Annotated in this window: 11 protein-coding genes; 10 read left to right on the forward strand and 1 reads right to left on the reverse strand. The window is 70.7% G+C overall.

Going from position 1 to position 17,286, the window contains the following annotated elements; translation table 11 throughout:
• Nucleotides 1-127 precede the first annotated feature (127 nt).
• The 10 genes from HUA76_RS25315 to HUA76_RS25360 all read left to right on the forward strand — a co-directional run bounded on the left by HUA76_RS25315 (nucleotide 128) and on the right by HUA76_RS25360 (nucleotide 16,067).
• Nucleotides 128-2,629, forward strand: a complete 2,502-nt coding sequence (locus HUA76_RS25315; protein ID WP_174462317.1) for a serine/threonine-protein kinase — start codon at nucleotides 128-130, stop codon at nucleotides 2,627-2,629.
• Nucleotides 2,630-2,649: 20 nt separating this feature from the next.
• Entirely contained in the window at nucleotides 2,650-5,424 is a 2,775-nt protein-coding gene (locus HUA76_RS45560) for a serine/threonine protein kinase (protein ID WP_254614470.1), read from the forward strand.
• A 284-nt stretch (nucleotides 5,425-5,708) separates the two neighbouring features.
• The gene (locus tag HUA76_RS25325; protein ID WP_141643792.1) at nucleotides 5,709-6,233 is read left to right on the forward strand and encodes a MerR family transcriptional regulator; all 525 of its coding nucleotides are present in this window, start codon (nucleotides 5,709-5,711) and stop codon (nucleotides 6,231-6,233) included.
• A 55-nt stretch (nucleotides 6,234-6,288) separates the two neighbouring features.
• On the forward strand, nucleotides 6,289-6,780 hold the full coding sequence (locus tag HUA76_RS25330; protein ID WP_141322767.1) for a sigma factor-like helix-turn-helix DNA-binding protein: 492 nt from the start codon (nucleotides 6,289-6,291) through the stop codon (nucleotides 6,778-6,780).
• Between the two features lie 104 nt (nucleotides 6,781-6,884).
• On the forward strand, nucleotides 6,885-8,429 hold the full coding sequence (purH, locus tag HUA76_RS25335; protein WP_174462318.1) for a bifunctional phosphoribosylaminoimidazolecarboxamide formyltransferase/IMP cyclohydrolase: 1,545 nt from the start codon (nucleotides 6,885-6,887) through the stop codon (nucleotides 8,427-8,429).
• A gap of 3 nt (nucleotides 8,430-8,432) precedes the next feature.
• Nucleotides 8,433-11,294: a tetratricopeptide repeat protein gene (locus tag HUA76_RS25340; RefSeq protein ID WP_174462319.1), complete on the forward strand. Its 2,862-nt coding sequence runs from the start codon at nucleotides 8,433-8,435 to the stop codon at nucleotides 11,292-11,294.
• A 1-nt stretch (nucleotide 11,295) separates the two neighbouring features.
• Nucleotides 11,296-12,561, forward strand: coding sequence for a phosphoribosylamine--glycine ligase (gene purD, locus HUA76_RS25345; protein WP_174462320.1), 1,266 nt, complete (start codon nucleotides 11,296-11,298; stop codon nucleotides 12,559-12,561).
• The gene (locus HUA76_RS25350) at nucleotides 12,558-13,667 is read left to right on the forward strand and encodes an LptF/LptG family permease (RefSeq protein WP_174455168.1); all 1,110 of its coding nucleotides are present in this window, start codon (nucleotides 12,558-12,560) and stop codon (nucleotides 13,665-13,667) included. Before purD ends, HUA76_RS25350 begins: the two co-directional genes overlap by 4 nt.
• Nucleotides 13,664-14,779, forward strand: a complete 1,116-nt coding sequence (locus HUA76_RS25355; RefSeq protein WP_174462321.1) for an LptF/LptG family permease — start codon at nucleotides 13,664-13,666, stop codon at nucleotides 14,777-14,779. The genes HUA76_RS25350 and HUA76_RS25355 overlap by 4 nt, the downstream gene beginning before the upstream one ends.
• 13 nt (nucleotides 14,780-14,792) lie before the next feature.
• Nucleotides 14,793-16,067 (forward strand): O-antigen ligase family protein, encoded by a 1,275-nt coding sequence (locus HUA76_RS25360; protein WP_174462322.1) that lies wholly within the window; start codon nucleotides 14,793-14,795, stop codon nucleotides 16,065-16,067.
• A 27-nt stretch (nucleotides 16,068-16,094) separates the two neighbouring features.
• Here the strand turns inward: HUA76_RS25360 and HUA76_RS25365 are convergent, their stop codons facing one another.
• Complete coding sequence (locus HUA76_RS25365) at nucleotides 16,095-17,210, reverse strand: glycosyltransferase family 1 protein (RefSeq protein WP_174455171.1); 1,116 nt, start codon at nucleotides 17,208-17,210, stop codon at nucleotides 16,095-16,097.
• Nucleotides 17,211-17,286: the final 76 nt, after the last annotated feature.

Below are 17,286 nucleotides of genomic sequence, written 5' to 3' on the forward strand. Positions count from 1 at the left end.
CGGTTCCGCCGTGCCTACAAGGGTTTGACCCCCCTGTCCTGTGCGCTTACGCTCCGGGCTTCGCCGCGCCCGGATCCCGGAAGGCCACGGGCCGTGGGTTTTCCCCGTGGGGTGCGGTCAGGTCGCCGTGACCATTGAAACGTATGGCAGGTACCAGCTCCTGAAGCGACTCGCCATGGGCGGGATGGCGCAGCTGTATCTGGCGCGCCAGCCAGGTCCGGAGGGCTTCGAGAAGCTGGTGGTGGTGAAGCGAATTCTTCCGCACCTCGCGGAGAACGACGACTTCGTCAAGATGTTCCTGGACGAGGCGCGAATCGCCGCGCGGCTCAATCACGCCAACGTCGTGCAGATCTTCGACCTGGGCGCGCAGGACGACTCGTTCTTCATCGCCATGGAGTACATCCATGGCGAGGACATGCGGCGGGTGTGGAAGCAGTCGGAGGCCGTGGGGCAGCCGATACCCGTGCCGCTGGTGTGCCGCATCCTCATCGAGGCGTGCTCGGGCCTGGACTACGCGCACAAGCGCACGGACCCGACGTCGGGCCGGCCGCTGGACATCGTCCACCGCGACGTGTCCCCGCAGAACATCCTCGTCACGTTCGAAGGCGGCGTGAAGGTGGTGGACTTCGGCATCGCCAAGGCGGCGGACCAGGCCACCGTCACGCGCTCGGGCGTGCTGAAGGGGAAGTATTCGTACATGTCGCCGGAGCAGGCGGCGGGGCAGCGCGTGGATTGTCGCTCGGACATCTTCGCGCTGGGCGTGGTGCTGTACGAGTTGCTCACGAGCACGCGCCTGTTCAAGCGCCCCAGCGACATCCAGACGCTGGCCGCCGTGGCCGAGTGCAAGGTGGCGCCGCCGTCGCAGGTGACGCCGCGCGTGCCGCAAGATCTGGACGCCATCGTCCTCAAGGCGCTCGCGAAGGACCCGGCGGAGCGCTACCAGGAAGCGGTCCACCTGCAGCTGGCGCTGGAGGACTGGCTGACGGAGCGTCGGTTGCCGTCGTCGACGGCCCATGTCGGCGCGTACATGAAGGAGATCTACGCGGAGCGGCTGGCGTCGGAGGCGCGCTCGGGCGAGCTGTTGATGGAGGACTCGGATCCGGCGTCGGGCTCCGGGCGGCAGGACGCGAGCTCGCGGCGTTCGGGGCTGCGGCCCGCGCTGTCTCGCGCCAGTGTGGCGCCGGAAGGGGAGACGGCGGCGCTGCGCCCTCGTGGCACGGGGAGGACGGGGCGCATCGAGCTGGAGTCGCCCAGCTCCCGGATGACCGGGCAGCGCCGCGCGGTGGAGTCCGCCCCCCCGGACAGGACCTCGCGTTCGGGCCTGGGCGCGGTGCCGGCGGTCCATCGGGTGGAAGAGGACGCGCCGACGATGGATGGCCGTGCCGCCGCGCGCGCGACGCTGACGGATGTGAAGGCCGCCACCGAGCCGAAGCCCGTCGAGGGGCGTGCCGCTTCGCGCGTGTCGAACCCGCAGGCGCGGGAGCAGGAGTCGCACGGGGCGGAGGGGCGCGCCGTCACGCGGCCGATGCCCGCCGTCGTGCATCACGTGGAGGAGGACGCGCCGACGCTGGCCATGCCGGAGATGGCGGGACCGCTGCCCAGGCCGTCACGACTGGCGCTGCCGCTGCCTCGGGGCGCCGCGGCCCTGGACGCGCTGGAGGAGCAGGAGGAGGACGCGCCTACGCTGTCGCTGGGGATGTCTCGGCCCGGGCGCAAGAAGACCGCGGCGGGGCGTCAGGCGGAGACGCCGCCCCCGGCCTCGCGGCTGGGGTGGTGGATTCCCACGGTGGGGTTGGGGCTGGTGGTCCTGGTGCTGCTGTGGGGCTGGCTGAAGCCGGGGCCCGCCGCGCAGGCGCCCGCGCGCGTCGAGTCCGTGCCCACGGGGGCGCGGGTCATGTTCGATGGGCAGGAGCTGGCGGAGCGCACGCCGGTGACGCTGCCCGCGATGCCCGAGGGGCGTTATTCGCTCGTGCTGTCGCGCGAGGGCTACCAGGAGCTGCGGACGGAGCTGGAGGTCCAGGCCACGGGGCCGGTGCCGCTGGGCGTGCTGCGGCTGGTTCCGGTGGTGCAGCAGGCGCATGTGCCGGAGACGCCGCCCGTGGCCGTGGAGAACGCACCGCCGGCCCAGGAGCCCGCGGCCGTGGCGAAGGTGCGGCTGCGGGTGGAGGCGCAGCCCGCGCAGGCCGTCGTCATCGTGGATGGGCGGCCGCAGGGCGCGGCGCCGGTGATGCTGGAGGCCGCGCCGGGGGTGGCGCTGGCAGTCCGGGTCGAGGCCGCGAAGCATCAGCCGAGTGAGCGCACGGTGACGGTGGGCTCGGGGCCGGAGCAGGTGGAGCGCTTCACGTTGCATCCGGAGGCTCGGGTGGCGCCTCCCGTGACGCCGCCGCGTCCTCCGAGGCAGGAGTCGCGGGCGGAGACGCGCACGGCCAAGGTCCGCTTCGCGGTGCGGCCGTGGGCGGAGGTGACGTGCGGAGGGAAGAAGCTGGGGGAGACGCCGTTCGAGGCGGTGGAGCTGCGCGTCGGCACCTATGACTGCAAATTCTTCAACCCCGACCTCAAGAAGACGCTCAGTCGACGTATCGAGGTGAAGGCCATCGACCTCAACGTGGTGAGTGTGAAGTTCGAATAGCGCATGTTCCGGAAGCCCTCTTGACGCTCGTCGCCGGCATGCAGATCGGCAAGTACGTCGTCCGCCGCAAGCTCGCGGAGGGCGGGATGGCGGAGATCTACCTGTGCACCGCGCGGGGCGCGGAGGGTTTCGAGAAGGAAGTCGTCATCAAGCGGGTGCGTGCCTTCCTCGCCAGCGACCCGGAGTTCGTGGGGATGTTCATCGCGGAGGCCCGGCTGGCCTCGCGGCTGAACCACGAGAACGTGGTGCAGATCTTCGACTTCGACAAGCACGAGGACACGTACTACCTGGCCATGGAGTACGTGCGTGGCTGCTCGTTGTGGGAGCTGCGGCGGCGGTCCAAGGAGATGATGGACCCGGTGCCTCCCATGCTGGTGGCACACATTGGCGCGGAGGTGGCCCGGGGGCTGCACTACGCGCATCGGCTGAAGGTGAACGGGCAGCCGCTCGACCTGGTGCACCGGGACGTCACGCCGCACAACGTGCTGCTGTCGTACGACGGCGCGGTGAAGCTGACGGACTTCGGCATCGCGAAGGCCGGCAAGAAGCTGACGCAGCCCGGAGTGCTCAAGGGCAAGTTCGCGTACATGTCCCCGGAGCAGGCGCGAGGGGAGGCGGTGGACTCCCGCACGGACCTCTTCGCGCTGGGCGTGGTGCTGTGGGAGATGCTGACGGGCGGGCGGTTGTTCGACGGGGACTCGGAGCTGGCGGTGCTGCGCGCGGTGCAGCACAGCGCCATTGCTCCGCCGGCCCGGCTCAACCCGGAGGTGCCCCCGGAGCTGGACGCGGTGGTGATGCGCGCGCTGGAGCGCGACCCGTCCGCGCGCTTCCAGACGGCGGGTGAGCTGGAGCGGGCCCTGGCCCAGTGCGTGTTGAAGCACGCGACGTCGGTGGACGACACGGACCTGGGAGCCTTCCTGCGGCGCCTGTTCCCCGGGAGCCTCACGCAGGCGATGCCCACGGTGCAGGAGCGCACGCACGTGGTCCAGGGGACGCCGGTTCCCGACGACGATGATGACGATGTGCCAGCGCCGCGCAGGGAACCCACGGCGGTGATGGCGGCGGGACGCGTGGGGGTGGCGGTGCCGTCCTCGCCCGATGAGGACGTGGATGCGTCCACGTTCGTGCTTCCCCGTCGGAGTGAGGACGTGGAGGCGCTGTCCGTGCCGCTGCCACCCATGGCCACGCCGATGATGCCGCTGCCCGCGGTGGCTTCGTCACCCGTGCCTCGCGCGAACGCGCCGCTGCCGCCGTTGGCCGCGCCCATCGCCACGGTGCGCCCGAGCCGTCCCGAGGGGACGCCCGCCGTGGCTTCGTCGGAGGAGGGGGGCGGTGGAGGTCCGCGCTCCGACGTCACGCCGGTGCCCACGAAGACGCCGAGCCGTTCGGGTGGGCTGTCGCCCGTGGCGAGTGGTTCTCAGGGGGAAGGGCTTCACCCCGACAACACATCGGCACCCACGAAGGCGCCGAGCCGTTCGGGCGAGCCGGCGTCCGTGGCGATGAACTCATCGGGCACTGGCGATGGGCTTCGCGCCGAGAGCACGTCGGTGCCCACGAAGACACCGAGCCGTTCGGGTGGGCTGGCGCCGGTCGCCACGCAGGCACCCGCCGATGCGTCTCCGCGAGGCGCCGAGTCGGAGCGCTCCTCGCTGCGTGGCGACGAGGAGGCGCGCGGCGACGTCGAGCCCTCCGGACAAAACTCCGAGTCGGGGCAGGCCGTGCGGCCCTCACGTGATGCCGACCCGATGAGCCCGGCGAAGCAGGGGAGTATCGGGGCTTCGTGGGAAGACTCCGAGGAAGACGGCGCCTGGGAGGAGGATCTCCCGGTGAATCCTCGCGAGCGGGACTCCTCCGATGCGCTGACGCCCGCCTCGGAGATGGCCCTCCCGTCGAACTCCGGGCGTGCCGATGTCGTGTCTGCGTCCGTGGCTCCTGAGCTGTCGACCGCCTCTCACGAACAGCGTGACTCCAAGGAGCGCGGTGCTGGGGCAACCTCCAGTGGGCACGCGTCGAGCGCACCTTCGACCCGAGCGCCCGCGCTGGATGCGCGAGAGGGGGGGCCTCAGTCCCTCTCCGGCAGCGAGGTCCCCACTGTCACCGATACCTCGCCGGGAAGGCCGAAGCCCTCGGTGTGGCTCCGGCCTCGTCGCATGTTGGGTCTCACCATGAGCCTGGGGTTGCTGCTCATCGTGGGGGCCGGGGTGATGAATGGTCTCCGAGGAGACCCGTCGACGGAGACGGCCACCACTGGCAACGGCCCCTTGGCCGCCGCTCCGAAGGACGGCACGCCCATCGGAGCCACCCCACCCGCGCCCACCGATAGCGCGCCTCCCGGGGGCGAGCCTGGCGGAAGTGTCGTGAAGGAGACGAACGGCCCGGTGCCCGCCGTGACGCCGTCCCAGGCCGAGCCGGGCTCCGTCGCATCAGGCACTACTCCGTCCGCCGCGAGCCCCGAGCCGGTGCCCTCCGAGTCGGATGTGGAAGTGGAAGGCCTGAAGCGAGAGGCCGTTCTTGGTACCGGCTCGAAGGCCGTCGACCCGGAGGTCCGCTCGGAATCCACGCCGCGAGCCGCGCCCAACGCGACGGGCCTGCTCCAACTCCGGGCAACCCCGTACGCGACGGTGTTCCTGGATGGGCGACGCCTGGGCGAAGTCTCGGGACGCGCCTCCTACAAGCTGGCTCCCGGCACGTACACGCTGCTGTTCAAGCACCCCTTGGGCGAGAAGCGCTTCGACGTCACCATCACCGCCGGCGCCACGGTGACGCGCGAGTTCCGCGCGCCGCGCGGCCGCTGAGCCCGCGCCACCTCGGCGCATCCCGCATCCCCCTGTCGACCCCGCGCTGACGCGTGCGTGCCCAACGGGCGCCGTCGTCTCGCCCGCGGTTCGTGCTGTTCGAAGCGCTCCGGGTCTCCATCTACCCCCGTCGTGACTCCGCGCCGTGACGCACGGACGCGTCCTCGCGCGCTCTTTCTCGAAACGTGAACCGGCCGACACTGCAACGGACCTGTAGCGGTCTGCCTTGACACCGAAGGCCTGTTTCTGGCACTCAGTGTCCTCCTCTGAGTAGCTTATATTCAATGGAACCGATGGACCTGCTGGCTCCCGACGAGATTGCTCGGATTGAGCGCGACAACGCGGGAGGACTTCCCGCGAGCGCGATTCTGGAAATCTTTCGTCCGAGGGGCGTGCGTCTGTCGGAAGCGACCTTCCGCAAGTACGTCCAGGCGGGGTTGCTACCGAGGAGCCGTCGGGTGGGGCGGAAGGGCAAGCACCAGGGGAGCCTGGGGCTCTATCCGGTGGAAGCGGTGCGCCGCATCAACGTCATCAAGAAGATGATGGCGGAGGGGCACACCCTCGAGGACATCAAGAAGTCCTTCGTGTTCCACAGCAACCACATCGACCAGGTGGAGCGGGACCTCGGCGGTCTATTGGATGGGCTGCGGGACGAGTTGGGAGAGCGAGCCTTCGGGGGAGAGCACCGACGTTCGCTCGAGGCGGAGTTGGCAACGCTGCGGCAAAGAGCGCAGGATCTGGTCCGGGACGTGGCCCGGCTGGGCAGCGCAGTCACCGCACGCGAAGACGAAACGATGAGTTCGCAATAAGATGCCGGCCCTGGAGCCGGTGGACCCGGTTAGACTGGCCTCACGTGGAGGGGACATGTCGGAAGTGAAGCAAGTGGAGGAGGGCGGAGACCAGGCGCAAGAGGACCTGGCGCAGGAGCGCCGACGGTCCAAGACGATGTCGCGCAAGGAGATGGCGCGTGATTTGCGCCGTCGACGGCTCACGGGTCAGGTGGACCCGGAAGAAGCGGACCTGCTCAAGCAGATGGACGACACGCGTCCGCGCACCCGCGCCGACTGCGTCAACGGTCCGCGCCCGTGCATGTTCGTTTCCTGCAAGCACAACCTCTATCTGGATGTGAATCCGGAGACGGGGTCCATCAAGCTCAACTTCCCGGACAAGGAAATCTGGGAGCTGGAGCACACCTGCGCCCTGGACGTGGCGGAGAAGGGCGGCATCACGCTCGAGGAGGTGGGGGAAATCATGAACCTCACCCGTGAGCGCATCCGCCAGGTGGAGACGCGCGGGCTGATGAAGCTGCGCGAGGCCACCGAGGCCGAGCCTCCTGTCTCGGCCCGCAAGCCTTGAAGTGACCGGCGGCTTGCTGCCGCCGACGTAGCGCCGACGTGTTGCGTTGACACCCCAGGGGGTGGTTGCTACTACCGCCGCTCCCCGCACACCGAGGCGCACACGTGCTGGCTCTCCTCAGCGTTTCCGATAAGCGAGGTCTGGTTCCCTTCGCCCAGGGGCTGGTTGGCCTGGGCTACCGTCTGCTGTCGACGGGTGGCACGTTGGAGGCGCTCAAGGGCGCCGGTATCGCCGCCACGCAGGTGTCCGAGCACACACACAGTCCGGAGATTCTCGGCGGACGAGTGAAGACGCTCCACCCGCGCATCCACGGCGGCATCCTCGGTCGGCTGGAGCTGGAGGCGGACCGCGAGGAGATGAAGGCTCACGGCATCGAGCCCATCTCCCTGGTCGCGGTGAACCTCTATCCGTTCCGCCAGACGGTGGCGTCGGGCGCGGCCGAAGCGGAGGTCATCGAGCAGATTGATATCGGCGGGCCCGCGATGGTGCGCGCCTCCGCGAAGAACTTCCGTCACGTGGCCATCGTCGTGGACCCGGACGACTACCCCGCCGTGCTCGCGGAGCTGGAGCAGCAGAAGTCGGTGGGCGAGGCGACGCGCCGCAAGCTGATGCGCAAGGCGTTCGCGCACACGGCGGCGTACGACGCCTCCATCTCCGCGTGGTTGTCCGCCGAGGCGGGCGAGCCGTTCCCCGGAGAGCTGTCGCTGTCGTTCCGCAAGGCGCAGGACCTGCGCTACGGGGAGAACCCGCACCAGCGCGGCGCCTTCTACCGAGAGCACTCGGCGCCCTCGGAGCCGACGGTGGGCTTCGCCCGGGTGCTGCAGGGCAAGGAGCTTTCGTACAACAACATCCTGGACCTGGATGCCGCGCTGGGACTGGTGCTCGAGTTCCCCGAGCACCCCACCGCCGTCATCATCAAGCACAACACGCCGTGTGGCGTGGCGGTGGATGACTCGCTGGTGAAGGCGTACCGCACGGCGCGGGCGGTGGATGAGATCTCCGCCTTCGGTGGCATCGTCGCGTTCAACCGCGAGGTGGACGAGGCCACGGCCCAGGCCATGGCGGAGACGTTCCTGGAGGCGGTCATCGCGCCCTCCTACTCGCAGGCGGCGCTCCAGGTGCTCGCGGCGAAGAAGAACCTGCGGCTCCTGGAGGCGGGGGCGGCGCTGGCTTCGCCGACCGCCCGGCCGAGGGCTCAGCTCGATGGCCGGAGCGTGTCCGGAGGGCTGCTCCTCATGGACCGGGACGCGGTGGAGCCGGAATTGAGCTGGAAGGTGGTGTCCAAGCGGGCACCCACACCGGACGAGGAGCGGGCCCTTCGGTTCGCCTGGAAGGTGTGCAAGCACGTCAAGAGCAACGCCATCGTCTTCGCCTCTGGCAGCCAGCTGCTGGCCCAGGGCGGCGGACAGACGAATCGAGTGGATTCGGTCCGAATCGCGATGCAGCGCGGCGGACAGGCCCTCCAGGGGGCCGCCGTGGCCTCGGATGCCTTCTTCCCCTTTCGGGACGGCCTGGACGAGGCGGCCAGGGCAGGGGCGACGTGCGTCATCCAGCCAGGCGGCTCTGTTCGGGATGCGGAGGTCATTTCGGCCGCCGACGAACATGGGATGGCCATGGTGGTGACCGGAGTGCGACACTTCCGGCACTGACTCATGCGCATCGTCTGCCAGAAATGCGCGGCTGCCTATGCCATCGATGATCGACTGATCACGGCGAAGGGTGTCCGCGCGCAGTGTCCCCGTTGCCGGAACTTGCAGCTCGTCCGGCGCGATCCTTCGGCCGTGCCCTCAGGGGACGTGCCGGCCGCACCGCCGCGTCCCTCGGCGCCCACCCCTGCGTCGTCCGCGCCACCTCCGGCGGATGACCTGTTTGGCGACTTCGGCAATCCGCCCGCCGCCGTGGAGCCGCCCGCCCCACCGGCCCGGCCCGCGAAAGCCGCGGCGCCGGAAGCGGACCTGTTCGCGGACTTCGGCGCGCTGCCTGCGCCGTCTCCCGCGACGGCGCCCCCCGTGGATCCCTTCGCGGCCTTGGGGCCGGCTCCCGAGTCGTCCAGCGGAGGGGATCCGCTGCTCGACTTCCTCGGGCCCGCACCCACGGCTCCACCCGCGCCCGTCGCGCGCATCTCGTCGGAGCCCGGCGCGGTGCCGGTCTCCGTGGCACCGCCGGCAGCCGCGGCGCCGCAGCGCACGGCGTCGGCTCCGGTCGCGGCCGCCGCGCCCAAGCCCGCGACCATGGGCTGCCGCACGTGCAACAAGCCGCTGCTGGATCCATTCGACCAGGCGCTCGGCATCTGCGACGACTGTCGACAGCGTGAGCCCGCGGGAGGGGCGCCCAAGGCGGCGGCCCCGGTGCCCGTCGCCGCGCCAGGGACGGCGGACTTCCTGCCTCCGCTCACCGCGCCGGAGGAGGGTGGAGCCGATTCGCTGGAGCTGATGCCCCGGGAGGGTTCGCGTGCTGCGTCCGGTGTGCCTTCGCTGGGCTCCGAGCCCCGCAGCAATCCCCGCGCGGCGTCGGGTGCGGCCCGGAGTCAGTCCAACGTTCGCTCCGGCTCCGCGGAAATGCCGGGCTCGCGCGGCTCCTCCGGGGGAGGACGCTGGGCGCTCGTCGGTGGACTGACGCTGCTCGTCGTCGGCACGGGCGTGGGCGGCTACTTCTTCGTGCAGCACCAGGAGCAGGAGCGTCGTCGGACGGAGTCTCCTCCCGTGGCGGTGATTCCCGAGGCCGTGAAGGCGGTGCTGCCCCGGTGGAAGCTGAAGTACCTGATGTTGGAAGGCACGAGCGCGGAGCGGCTCGCGGAGGGGCAGCAGCAACTCGCCCGCGACGAGCGCTCCTCCTACTCGGAGGCCGAGGAGTCCTTCCAGCAGGCCCTGCTCCTGGATCCTCGCAGCGACGCGGCCATCGCGGGCTACGTCCAGGCGCTGGCGCTGGGGCGAGGCGCCGGGCTGGATGAGTCCACCTTCTCGGAGGCGAGCGCGCTCATCGAGGCGTCGGAGTCGCGCGCGGGGCGCACCCCGCTGCTGCTGCTGGCGCACGCCAACCTGCTCCTGACGCGCTCTCGACAGTCCGAGCCGCTCGATAGGGCGAAGGCCCTGGCGAACGAGTTGCTGGTGCAGGCGCAGGCGACGAACGAGCAGAAGGCCGAAGCCAATCTGGTGCTGGGTCGGGCGTACCTGTCGACGTCGGGCGGGCTGGCACGCAAGCACTTCGACTCCGCGCAGCAACTGGCGCCGGAGTTCAAGCGCATCCAGTACTACCGCGCGCTCGCGCACGAGTCGGACGGTGAGTATTCGCTCGCGCTGGAGACGCTGCGCAAGCGCCTGACGGTGGACCCGAGGGACTGGGACAGCCTGGCGGCGACCTCGCGCATCTATCAAGAGGTGGGCGAGGTGGGCGAGGCGCGCCGGCTGTACGAAGCGCGCGTGAAGGCGGACCCCGGTGAGCTGCGCGCCCTGCTGCCGCTCGCGGTGCTGCGCTACCAGATGGAAGGCAATCCCGCGACGGGTGTGCGCGAGTTGCGCGCGCTGCTGAAGAGCCGCGACAGCCATGGTGGCCGCGATGTGGCGGAGGTGCTCGTCCATCTGGCCGCCGCGGAGCGCGCGGCGGGCAACAGCGAGGCGGGAGTGAAGTCCGCCGAGGAGGCGCTCGGGTTGGTGAAGGATCTGCCCGAGGCGCACCTGCAGGTCTTCCTCGTCGCCCTGGAACAGCGCGACGCGGCGAGGGCTCGCAAGCACCTGGACGGCATCAAGGGGCGGCTGGAAGACCGCGCGCTGGAGTTGGTGCTGGAAGGCCGGCTGTTGCTGCTGGAGAAGAAGCCCGCGGAGGCGCTGGAGCGCTTTCAGGATGCACTGACTCGGGATGAGCGTCGGCTGGACGCGCAGCTGCTGGCGGGCGTGGCGGCGGCGGGCGCGAAGCGGCGCGAGGACGCGTTCCGGGCGCTGAACCTGGCGCTGCGCGCGGACCCGCTGCGGCTGGAGCCCAGGCCCGTGGCGACGCGCTTCTGGATGCGGCCCTCGGAGACGGTGAGGGGCGTGGAGGACGTCATCCTCTCGCTGGCGGAGAACGCCGAGGACCCGGGGCCGTATCTCTACGAGGGCCTGCTGCGCTTCCACCAGGGAGACCTGGACGCGGCGGACCGGCACTTCCGCGACGTGCTGGAGTCGGACGCGAACAACGCGGGCGCGCTGTCGTACCGGGCGCTCATCGCGCTGCGGCGGGGGAACCTGGCGGAGGCGCGAGCGCTGTCGACGCGCGCGGTGTCCGCGGGGCGGCAGCTGCCAGTGGCGCATCTGGCGCAGGGGCTGGTGCTGGCGGAGAGCCGTCAGGTGGAACCGGCGAAGCGCTCGTTGCGCGAGGCGTTGGGGCTGTCTCCCACGTTGCTGTCGGCCAAGGCGCGGCTCGCGGAGCTGGAAGCGGCGCAGCGGCGTGACGACGCGCGAACTCAGTTGGTGAAGGTGGTGGGGTTGGACCCCGCGTACCTCCCGGCCAAGCGGATGCTCTACCTGTTGGAACGGTGAGGTGGATGTGAAGGTCCTGTTGCTGGGTTCCGGAGGCCGTGAGCACGCGCTGGCGTGGAAGCTCTCCCAGAGTCCTCGGCTCACGCGGTTGTGGTGTGCCCCCGGCAACCCGGGCACGGCGAAGCTTGCGACCAACGTGCCCGTGAAGGCGGATGCGCCGGACGAGGTGGTCGCGCTCGCCCGCCGGGAGTCGGTGGACCTGGTGGTCGTGGGACCAGAGGCGCCGCTGGTGGCCGGCGTGGCGGACGCGCTGGCGAAGGCGGGCATCCCCTGCTTCGGGCCCGTGGCGGGCGCGGCGCTCATCGAGGGCTCCAAGGCCTTCGCCAAGGAAATCATGGCCGAGGCGGGAGTCCCCACTGCGGCCTTCCGCACCTTCACGGACGCCGTCGAGGCGGAGGCCTACGCGGTGGCGCAAGGCCGCATCGTCGTGAAGGCGGATGGGCTGGCGGCGGGCAAGGGGGTCATCGTCGCGCACGACGTGGACTCCGCGCGAGAGGCGGTGCGCGCGGTGGCGGCCCTGGGCACATCGGGGCAGCGCATGGTGCTGGAGGAACTGCTGGAGGGCGAGGAGGTCTCCGCCATGGCGCTGTGTGACGGCGAGCGCTACGTCATGCTGCCCCTGTCGCAGGACCACAAGCGCGTGGGCGATGGCGACACCGGCCCCAACACCGGCGGCATGGGGGCCTACAGCCCGGCGCCGTTCCTCGACGCGGAGCAACTGGCCGACGTCGGGGAGAGCGTCATCGCTCCGACGCTGGCGGTGCTGCGCGGGCGCGGGCTGCCCTTCAAGGGGGTGCTGTACGCGGGGCTGATGCTGACGCGCAACGGACCCAAGGTGCTGGAGTTCAACGCGCGCTTCGGGGACCCGGAGACGCAGGTGTTGATGATGCAATTGGGTGAAGACCTGCTGCCGCTGGTGGACGCGTGCGCACGTGGACAGTTGCAGGCGCGCCCGCTGGTGGCGGCGCCTGGCGCGTCGGTGGGCGTGGTGCTGGCGGCGGAGGGCTACCCGGAGGCGCCTCGCAAGGGGCAGCGCATCGACGGGCTGGATGCGGTCCCCGAGGACGCCACGGTGTTCGTCGCGAGCGCGGAGATGCGGGACGGGGTGCTGGTGACGAGCGGCGGACGGGTGCTGACGGTGTGCGCGCGGGGCGATGACCTGGCGCGAGCGCGAGAGCGAGCCTACGCGGCGGTGGCGGCGGTGCGCTTCGAGGGCATGCACTTTCGTCATGACATCGGCGTGAAGGGGCTGAAGGCGGCACCGTGACGCGCATCTCCCGCTATCTCCTTCAGGAGCTGTTGGTCCCGCTCGGCGTGTGGGTGGCCTTCATGTTCCTGCTGCTGTTCGTGATGCAGTTCCTGCGGGGCACGGACGTGCTGCTGGGCTCGTCGGTGACGATTACGGACCTGGGCCGGCTGGTGGCCTATCTCACGCCGCACTTCCTGATGATGGCGCTGCCCATCGCCTTCCTGCTGGCCATCCTGCTGGGGCTGGGGCGACTGGGAGAAGACCGCGAGCTGACGGCGCTCCAGGCGCTGGGGGTGGGGCCCACGCGCCTGCTGTTCGCGCCCATGGGCGTGGCGGTGGCGCTCAGCGCGCTGATGCTGCTCATCACCTCCACCGCGCAGCCCTGGGGCCTTACGGGAGTGAAGGAGCTGGTGAGCGAGGTCATCCGGAAGAACGTCGTGGGCGACGTGAAGTCCGGCACCTTCTACGAGGACCTGAGCGACCTGACGCTGTACGCGGAGCAGGTGTCCCCGGATGGGAAGTGGACCAACGTGCTGCTGCACGACGACCGCGAGGCGAGCTCGCCGCTGTTGGTGCTCGCGCACCGGGGGCAGGTGGGGACGTCCAGTGGTGGCGAGGTGCTGCGCTTCGCCCTGGAGGATGGAGAGGTACACCGCTCCGGCCGAGCCTCCGAGGACTACAGCGTCATCCACTTCGACCGGGCGGAGATCAGCGTGGGCGTGGGCGCGTCCATGGGCAAGCGGGGTCGCTTCACCTCCGCGAAGGAAGAGCTGACGCCATCGGAGTTGCTCCAGGCCGCGAGCGAGGCGGAGGCGAGCGGTGGGGATGCGCGCGGCTTCAGGATGGCGCTGCACAGCCGACTCGGTGGCGCGCTGGCTCCCATCGCCTTCGCGCTGCTGGGCACGCCGCTGGCCATCGGCCGGCGACAGGCGGGCCGGGCGTGGGGCTATCTGCTGACACTGGGCGGTTACGTCCTGTACTACCTGCTGAGCCGCGCCTTCGAGCAGTTGGGGCAGCAGGGCAAGCTGCCGGCACCCCTGGCGGGACAGCTGGCCAACGTCGTCTTCATGCTGGTGGGTGCGGTGGCCCTGTATCGGGTGAGCCGCTCTGGGACGGTCCGGTGAGACTGACGCTCTTCGGGTACGTGCTGCGGACCTACGTTCGTTACGCGCTGGGAATCCTCGGTGGGTTGGTGCTCGTCTTCGTGGTGGTGGACTTCGTGGACCGCGCGAAGACGTACACCGGGCCGGGCTGGGTGACGGACGCGGCGAAGCTCTACGGGTACAAGGCGCTGATGGCGGTGCAGCAGCTCGGACCGGCGGCGTTGTTGCTGGCCGCGGGCACGACGGTGTCCGCGTTGCGCAAGCAAGGCGAAGTGACGGCCATCCGGGCGCTGACCTTCGGGCCCACGGCGCTGTACGCGCCGGTGCTGGCCTTCGGGTTGATGGCGTGCACGGGGCTCATCGCCTTCGATGAAGTCGTCGCGACGCATGCCGGGCGCCGCGTCGATGAAATCACCACGCAGCGCTTCAACCGCTGGGGTGACTGGCGCTTCTACTACACGCCGAAGCAGTGGTTCCGACGAGGCGACCACATCTTCTTCCTCCGCGCGGGCAGCGCGCAGGAGGGCTTCCAGGACGTGTCCATCTTCACGCTGTCGCGGGAGTTCAAGCTGCAGCGGCGGCTGGACGCGGCGCGGATGGAGTGGGTGGACGGGACGCGCTGGCGGCTGATGGGCGTGGTGGAGCGCGCCTTCACCGGGGAGAAGCACACCTCCGTGAAGAGCCTGGAGAGCGCCGAATACGAGCTGGGCATCGCCGCCTCTGCCTTTCGCATCCGGCCGGGACGTCCGGAGCAGATGCGGGTGCGGGAGCTGCGCGAGCAGATTGTCGCGCGCCGGGAGGTGGGGCTCGCGACGAAGCAGTTCGAGCTCGCGCTGCACAACCGCTTCGCCTATCCGCTGGCGGCACTTCCCGCGGCGCTGCTGGGGGTGGGGCTGGCGCTGCGCACGAATCGCCGAGGGCACCTCACCGCCGCCATCGTCGAGGGCCTGCTCGTCGCGGTGGCGATGTGGGGCTTGATGATGGTGTGCCGCACGCTGGTGCTCACCGAGCGGTTGACGCCGCTGGTGGCCGCGTGGACCCCCCCCGTCCTGCTCGTGCTGGCGGCCGGGGCGCTGTGGCTGCGACGCGAGGGCTTTCTTCACATGCCCCGCCGTTGGCTCGCGGTGAGGTAGCGTGAGTCCATCCATGGACCTTCTCGCCCAGCCCCGGCTGGACACATTCCTTCGTCGCGCCGTGGCTGGAGTGCTGCTCGCCTGGGCGGTGGGCCTGGTGCTGGCGGAGGTCGTTCTTCAAGTGGCCGCGTCCGCGGCGGTGCTACTGGCGCTGGTGCTGGCCGCGCGGCGCCACCTGAAGCTCGCCCCCGACGTGCGCGCCTATGTGCTGGCCAGCGTGGCGCTGTGCGCGTGGCAGGTGGTGTCTCCCGGGCTGGCGCTGCTGACGGGCGCTGCGAGTGGGTGGCCGCGAAGCTCGCGCTATGGACAGGTGCTGGACTCGGTGGCGGGCGCGGCCGTGGCGTGCGTGGGCACGGTGGGTGTGCCGTGGCTGGCGCTTGCGGGCACGGTGGCGGCGGGGTGGTTGTTCGCCGCGGCGCTGGGCATGTTCCAGAACCGGGTGCGCTGGCCCTGGGAGCCCTTCGCGTTCCTCAAGCTGAACCCGGGCCGGCTTCACGAGAACTTCGGCACGGAGACGTCTCCGCGCTACGCGGCCGGGGGCATCTTCTTCCACCGGCTGCGCTTCGCCCATGGCGCGATTGCCGCGATGGGCCCCGCGCTGGCGATTCTGGGCGGCTCCGAGGTAGCGCGGCGGCGGGTGCTGGCGGGCGCGGTGGTGCTCGGCATGCTGGTGTCCATCTACAACGCCTTCGCTCGCGCGGCGCTGGGCGCGGCGTTGCTGGTCAGCGTGGTGGCGCTGCTGCTGCTGGTCAGTGGAGTCGCACGCAAGGCGGGGCTGGGGCTCATCGCGGTGCTGGTGGTGGTCGTCCTGGCCTCACCCGCCTGGCGCGCCCGCATGGAGAAGGCCGTGGGCAACATCTACGGCGGTGAGCGTGAGCTGGCCATGACGGTGGGCTGGGGCCTCGTGCGCGAGCACCCGCTGGTGGGCGTGGGCTTCGGCAACCACAAGGCCGCGGTGCTCGCGCGGCAGGGGGAGTCGGGAATCACCGACCTGCTGGCCACCGACTCGCACAACCTCTGGCTGACGGTGTGGGCCGAGACGGGGCTGGTGGGCCTCCTGCTGACGCTGGCCATGCATGGCTTGCTGGGGCTGGCGCTCATCCGTCGCTATCGCGCGGGCTCGCTGGCCGCCACCGGCGCGCTCCTGTCCTTCGTGGGTTTCCACATCCTCGCGCTGGTGCACTACCTGCCATTCCACTCCAGCGTGCACCTCTCCTTCGCCCTCATCTGGGGCCTGGGGCTGTGCGAGGGCAGTGACGTGCTGCGCGCGCGTCCGGCGTCCCGCTAGCTGTCGCGGGCTCGGACCCCGCCTCCGTCAACGAGGAGAAGGCGGGTGGCTTTCGAGCACGCGCCGGTACACGGCGACCGTCTTGCGCGCGCACTCGTCCCAGGTGAAGCGCGCGGCGCGCTCGCGGCCCAGGTCCGTCAACTCCGTGCGCAGGGCCTCGTCCCGAAGCACGCGCAGCGTCGCCTCGCGCCAGGCCACCGGGTCCTCGGGGGAGAGCCGCAGCGCGGCGCCGCCCACGACTTCCGGGAGCGCCGTCGCGTCGGAGGCGAGCACCGGACAGCCCGTCGCCATCGCCTCCAGCGCGGGAAGGCCGAAGCCCTCGTACTTCGAAGGCAGCAGCAGCGCCGCCGCCGCCCCGTAGAAGAGCGGCATCTCGGACTCGGGCAGCTCCTCCAGGTCAATCACGTTCTCGTACAGCCCCAGTTCGTGCGCCACCGCGCCCTTGCCCGCGAGCAGGACGATGGGCACCGGCAGGTCCGCCGCGAAGTGCTTCAAGAGCGCCAGGTTCTTGAAGGGCTTCGCGTTGCCCACCGCCGCCACGTAGCGCGCGGGCAGCTCGTTGCGCTCCCTGAACTCGCGGGCCTCCGCCGCGGAGGGCGGCTGGAAGCGCGCGTCCACGCCATTGGGAATCACCTGCAACCGGTAGGGCGACAGCTTGAGGTGCCGCGCCAGCTCCTCGCGCGAGAACTCGGACACCGTCACCAGGGCTGCGGCCCGCTTCGCGCGAGGCCCCACCACCACGCGGTAGTACAGGCTCTGCGCTGGCGAATACTGATGGGCCAGCGCCACGTGATTTGCGTCGTGCAGCGTGGCCACCAGCGGGCCGCTCCAGAACAGGGGCAGGGCGAACGACGTGGCGTGGAAGACGTCGGGCGACAGGCGCGCCAGGTCCGCCGCCAGCGCGGGCTGCTCCACCGGGGACAGGAACCCCGCGAACGAGCGATGCATGGGCACGCGCGGCGCGAGCGCTCCCAGGTCCGAGGGCAGGCCCTCGGGGGGCACCAGCGCGGTGAAGCGCAGGTCCGGGGCAAGCGAGGGGACGCGCCGCGCCAGCTCGAGCGCATAGCGGGCAATCCCGTGCAGCCGGCCGCGCACCATGCGCAGGTCGAGGAGGACATGAGCCACGTGCTTGGCGTACCACACGCGCGGCCCTCATGGGGGGCGGGCAGGCGCCCGCTTCGCGTTGCTGTCGGCACGCGGCACGCCCGGTGCTAGAAGG

The sequence above is a fragment of the Myxococcus sp. CA056 genome, assembly GCF_013336715.1.
GTDB classification, from domain to species: Bacteria; Myxococcota; Myxococcia; order Myxococcales; family Myxococcaceae; genus Myxococcus; species Myxococcus llanfairpwllgwyngyllgogerychwyrndrobwllllantysiliogogogochensis.

Excerpts from the sequence above, each read along its gene's own strand:
- HUA76_RS25325 (WP_141643792.1), top strand. The coding sequence starts at position 5,709 with ATGGAACCGATGGACCTGCTGGCTCCCGACGAGATTGCTCGGATTGAG.
- HUA76_RS25330 (WP_141322767.1), top strand. The coding sequence starts at position 6,289 with ATGTCGGAAGTGAAGCAAGTGGAGGAGGGCGGAGACCAGGCGCAAGAG.
- HUA76_RS25340 (WP_174462319.1), top strand. The coding sequence starts at position 8,433 with ATGCGCATCGTCTGCCAGAAATGCGCGGCTGCCTATGCCATCGATGAT.
- HUA76_RS25360 (WP_174462322.1), top strand. The coding sequence starts at position 14,793 with ATGGACCTTCTCGCCCAGCCCCGGCTGGACACATTCCTTCGTCGCGCC.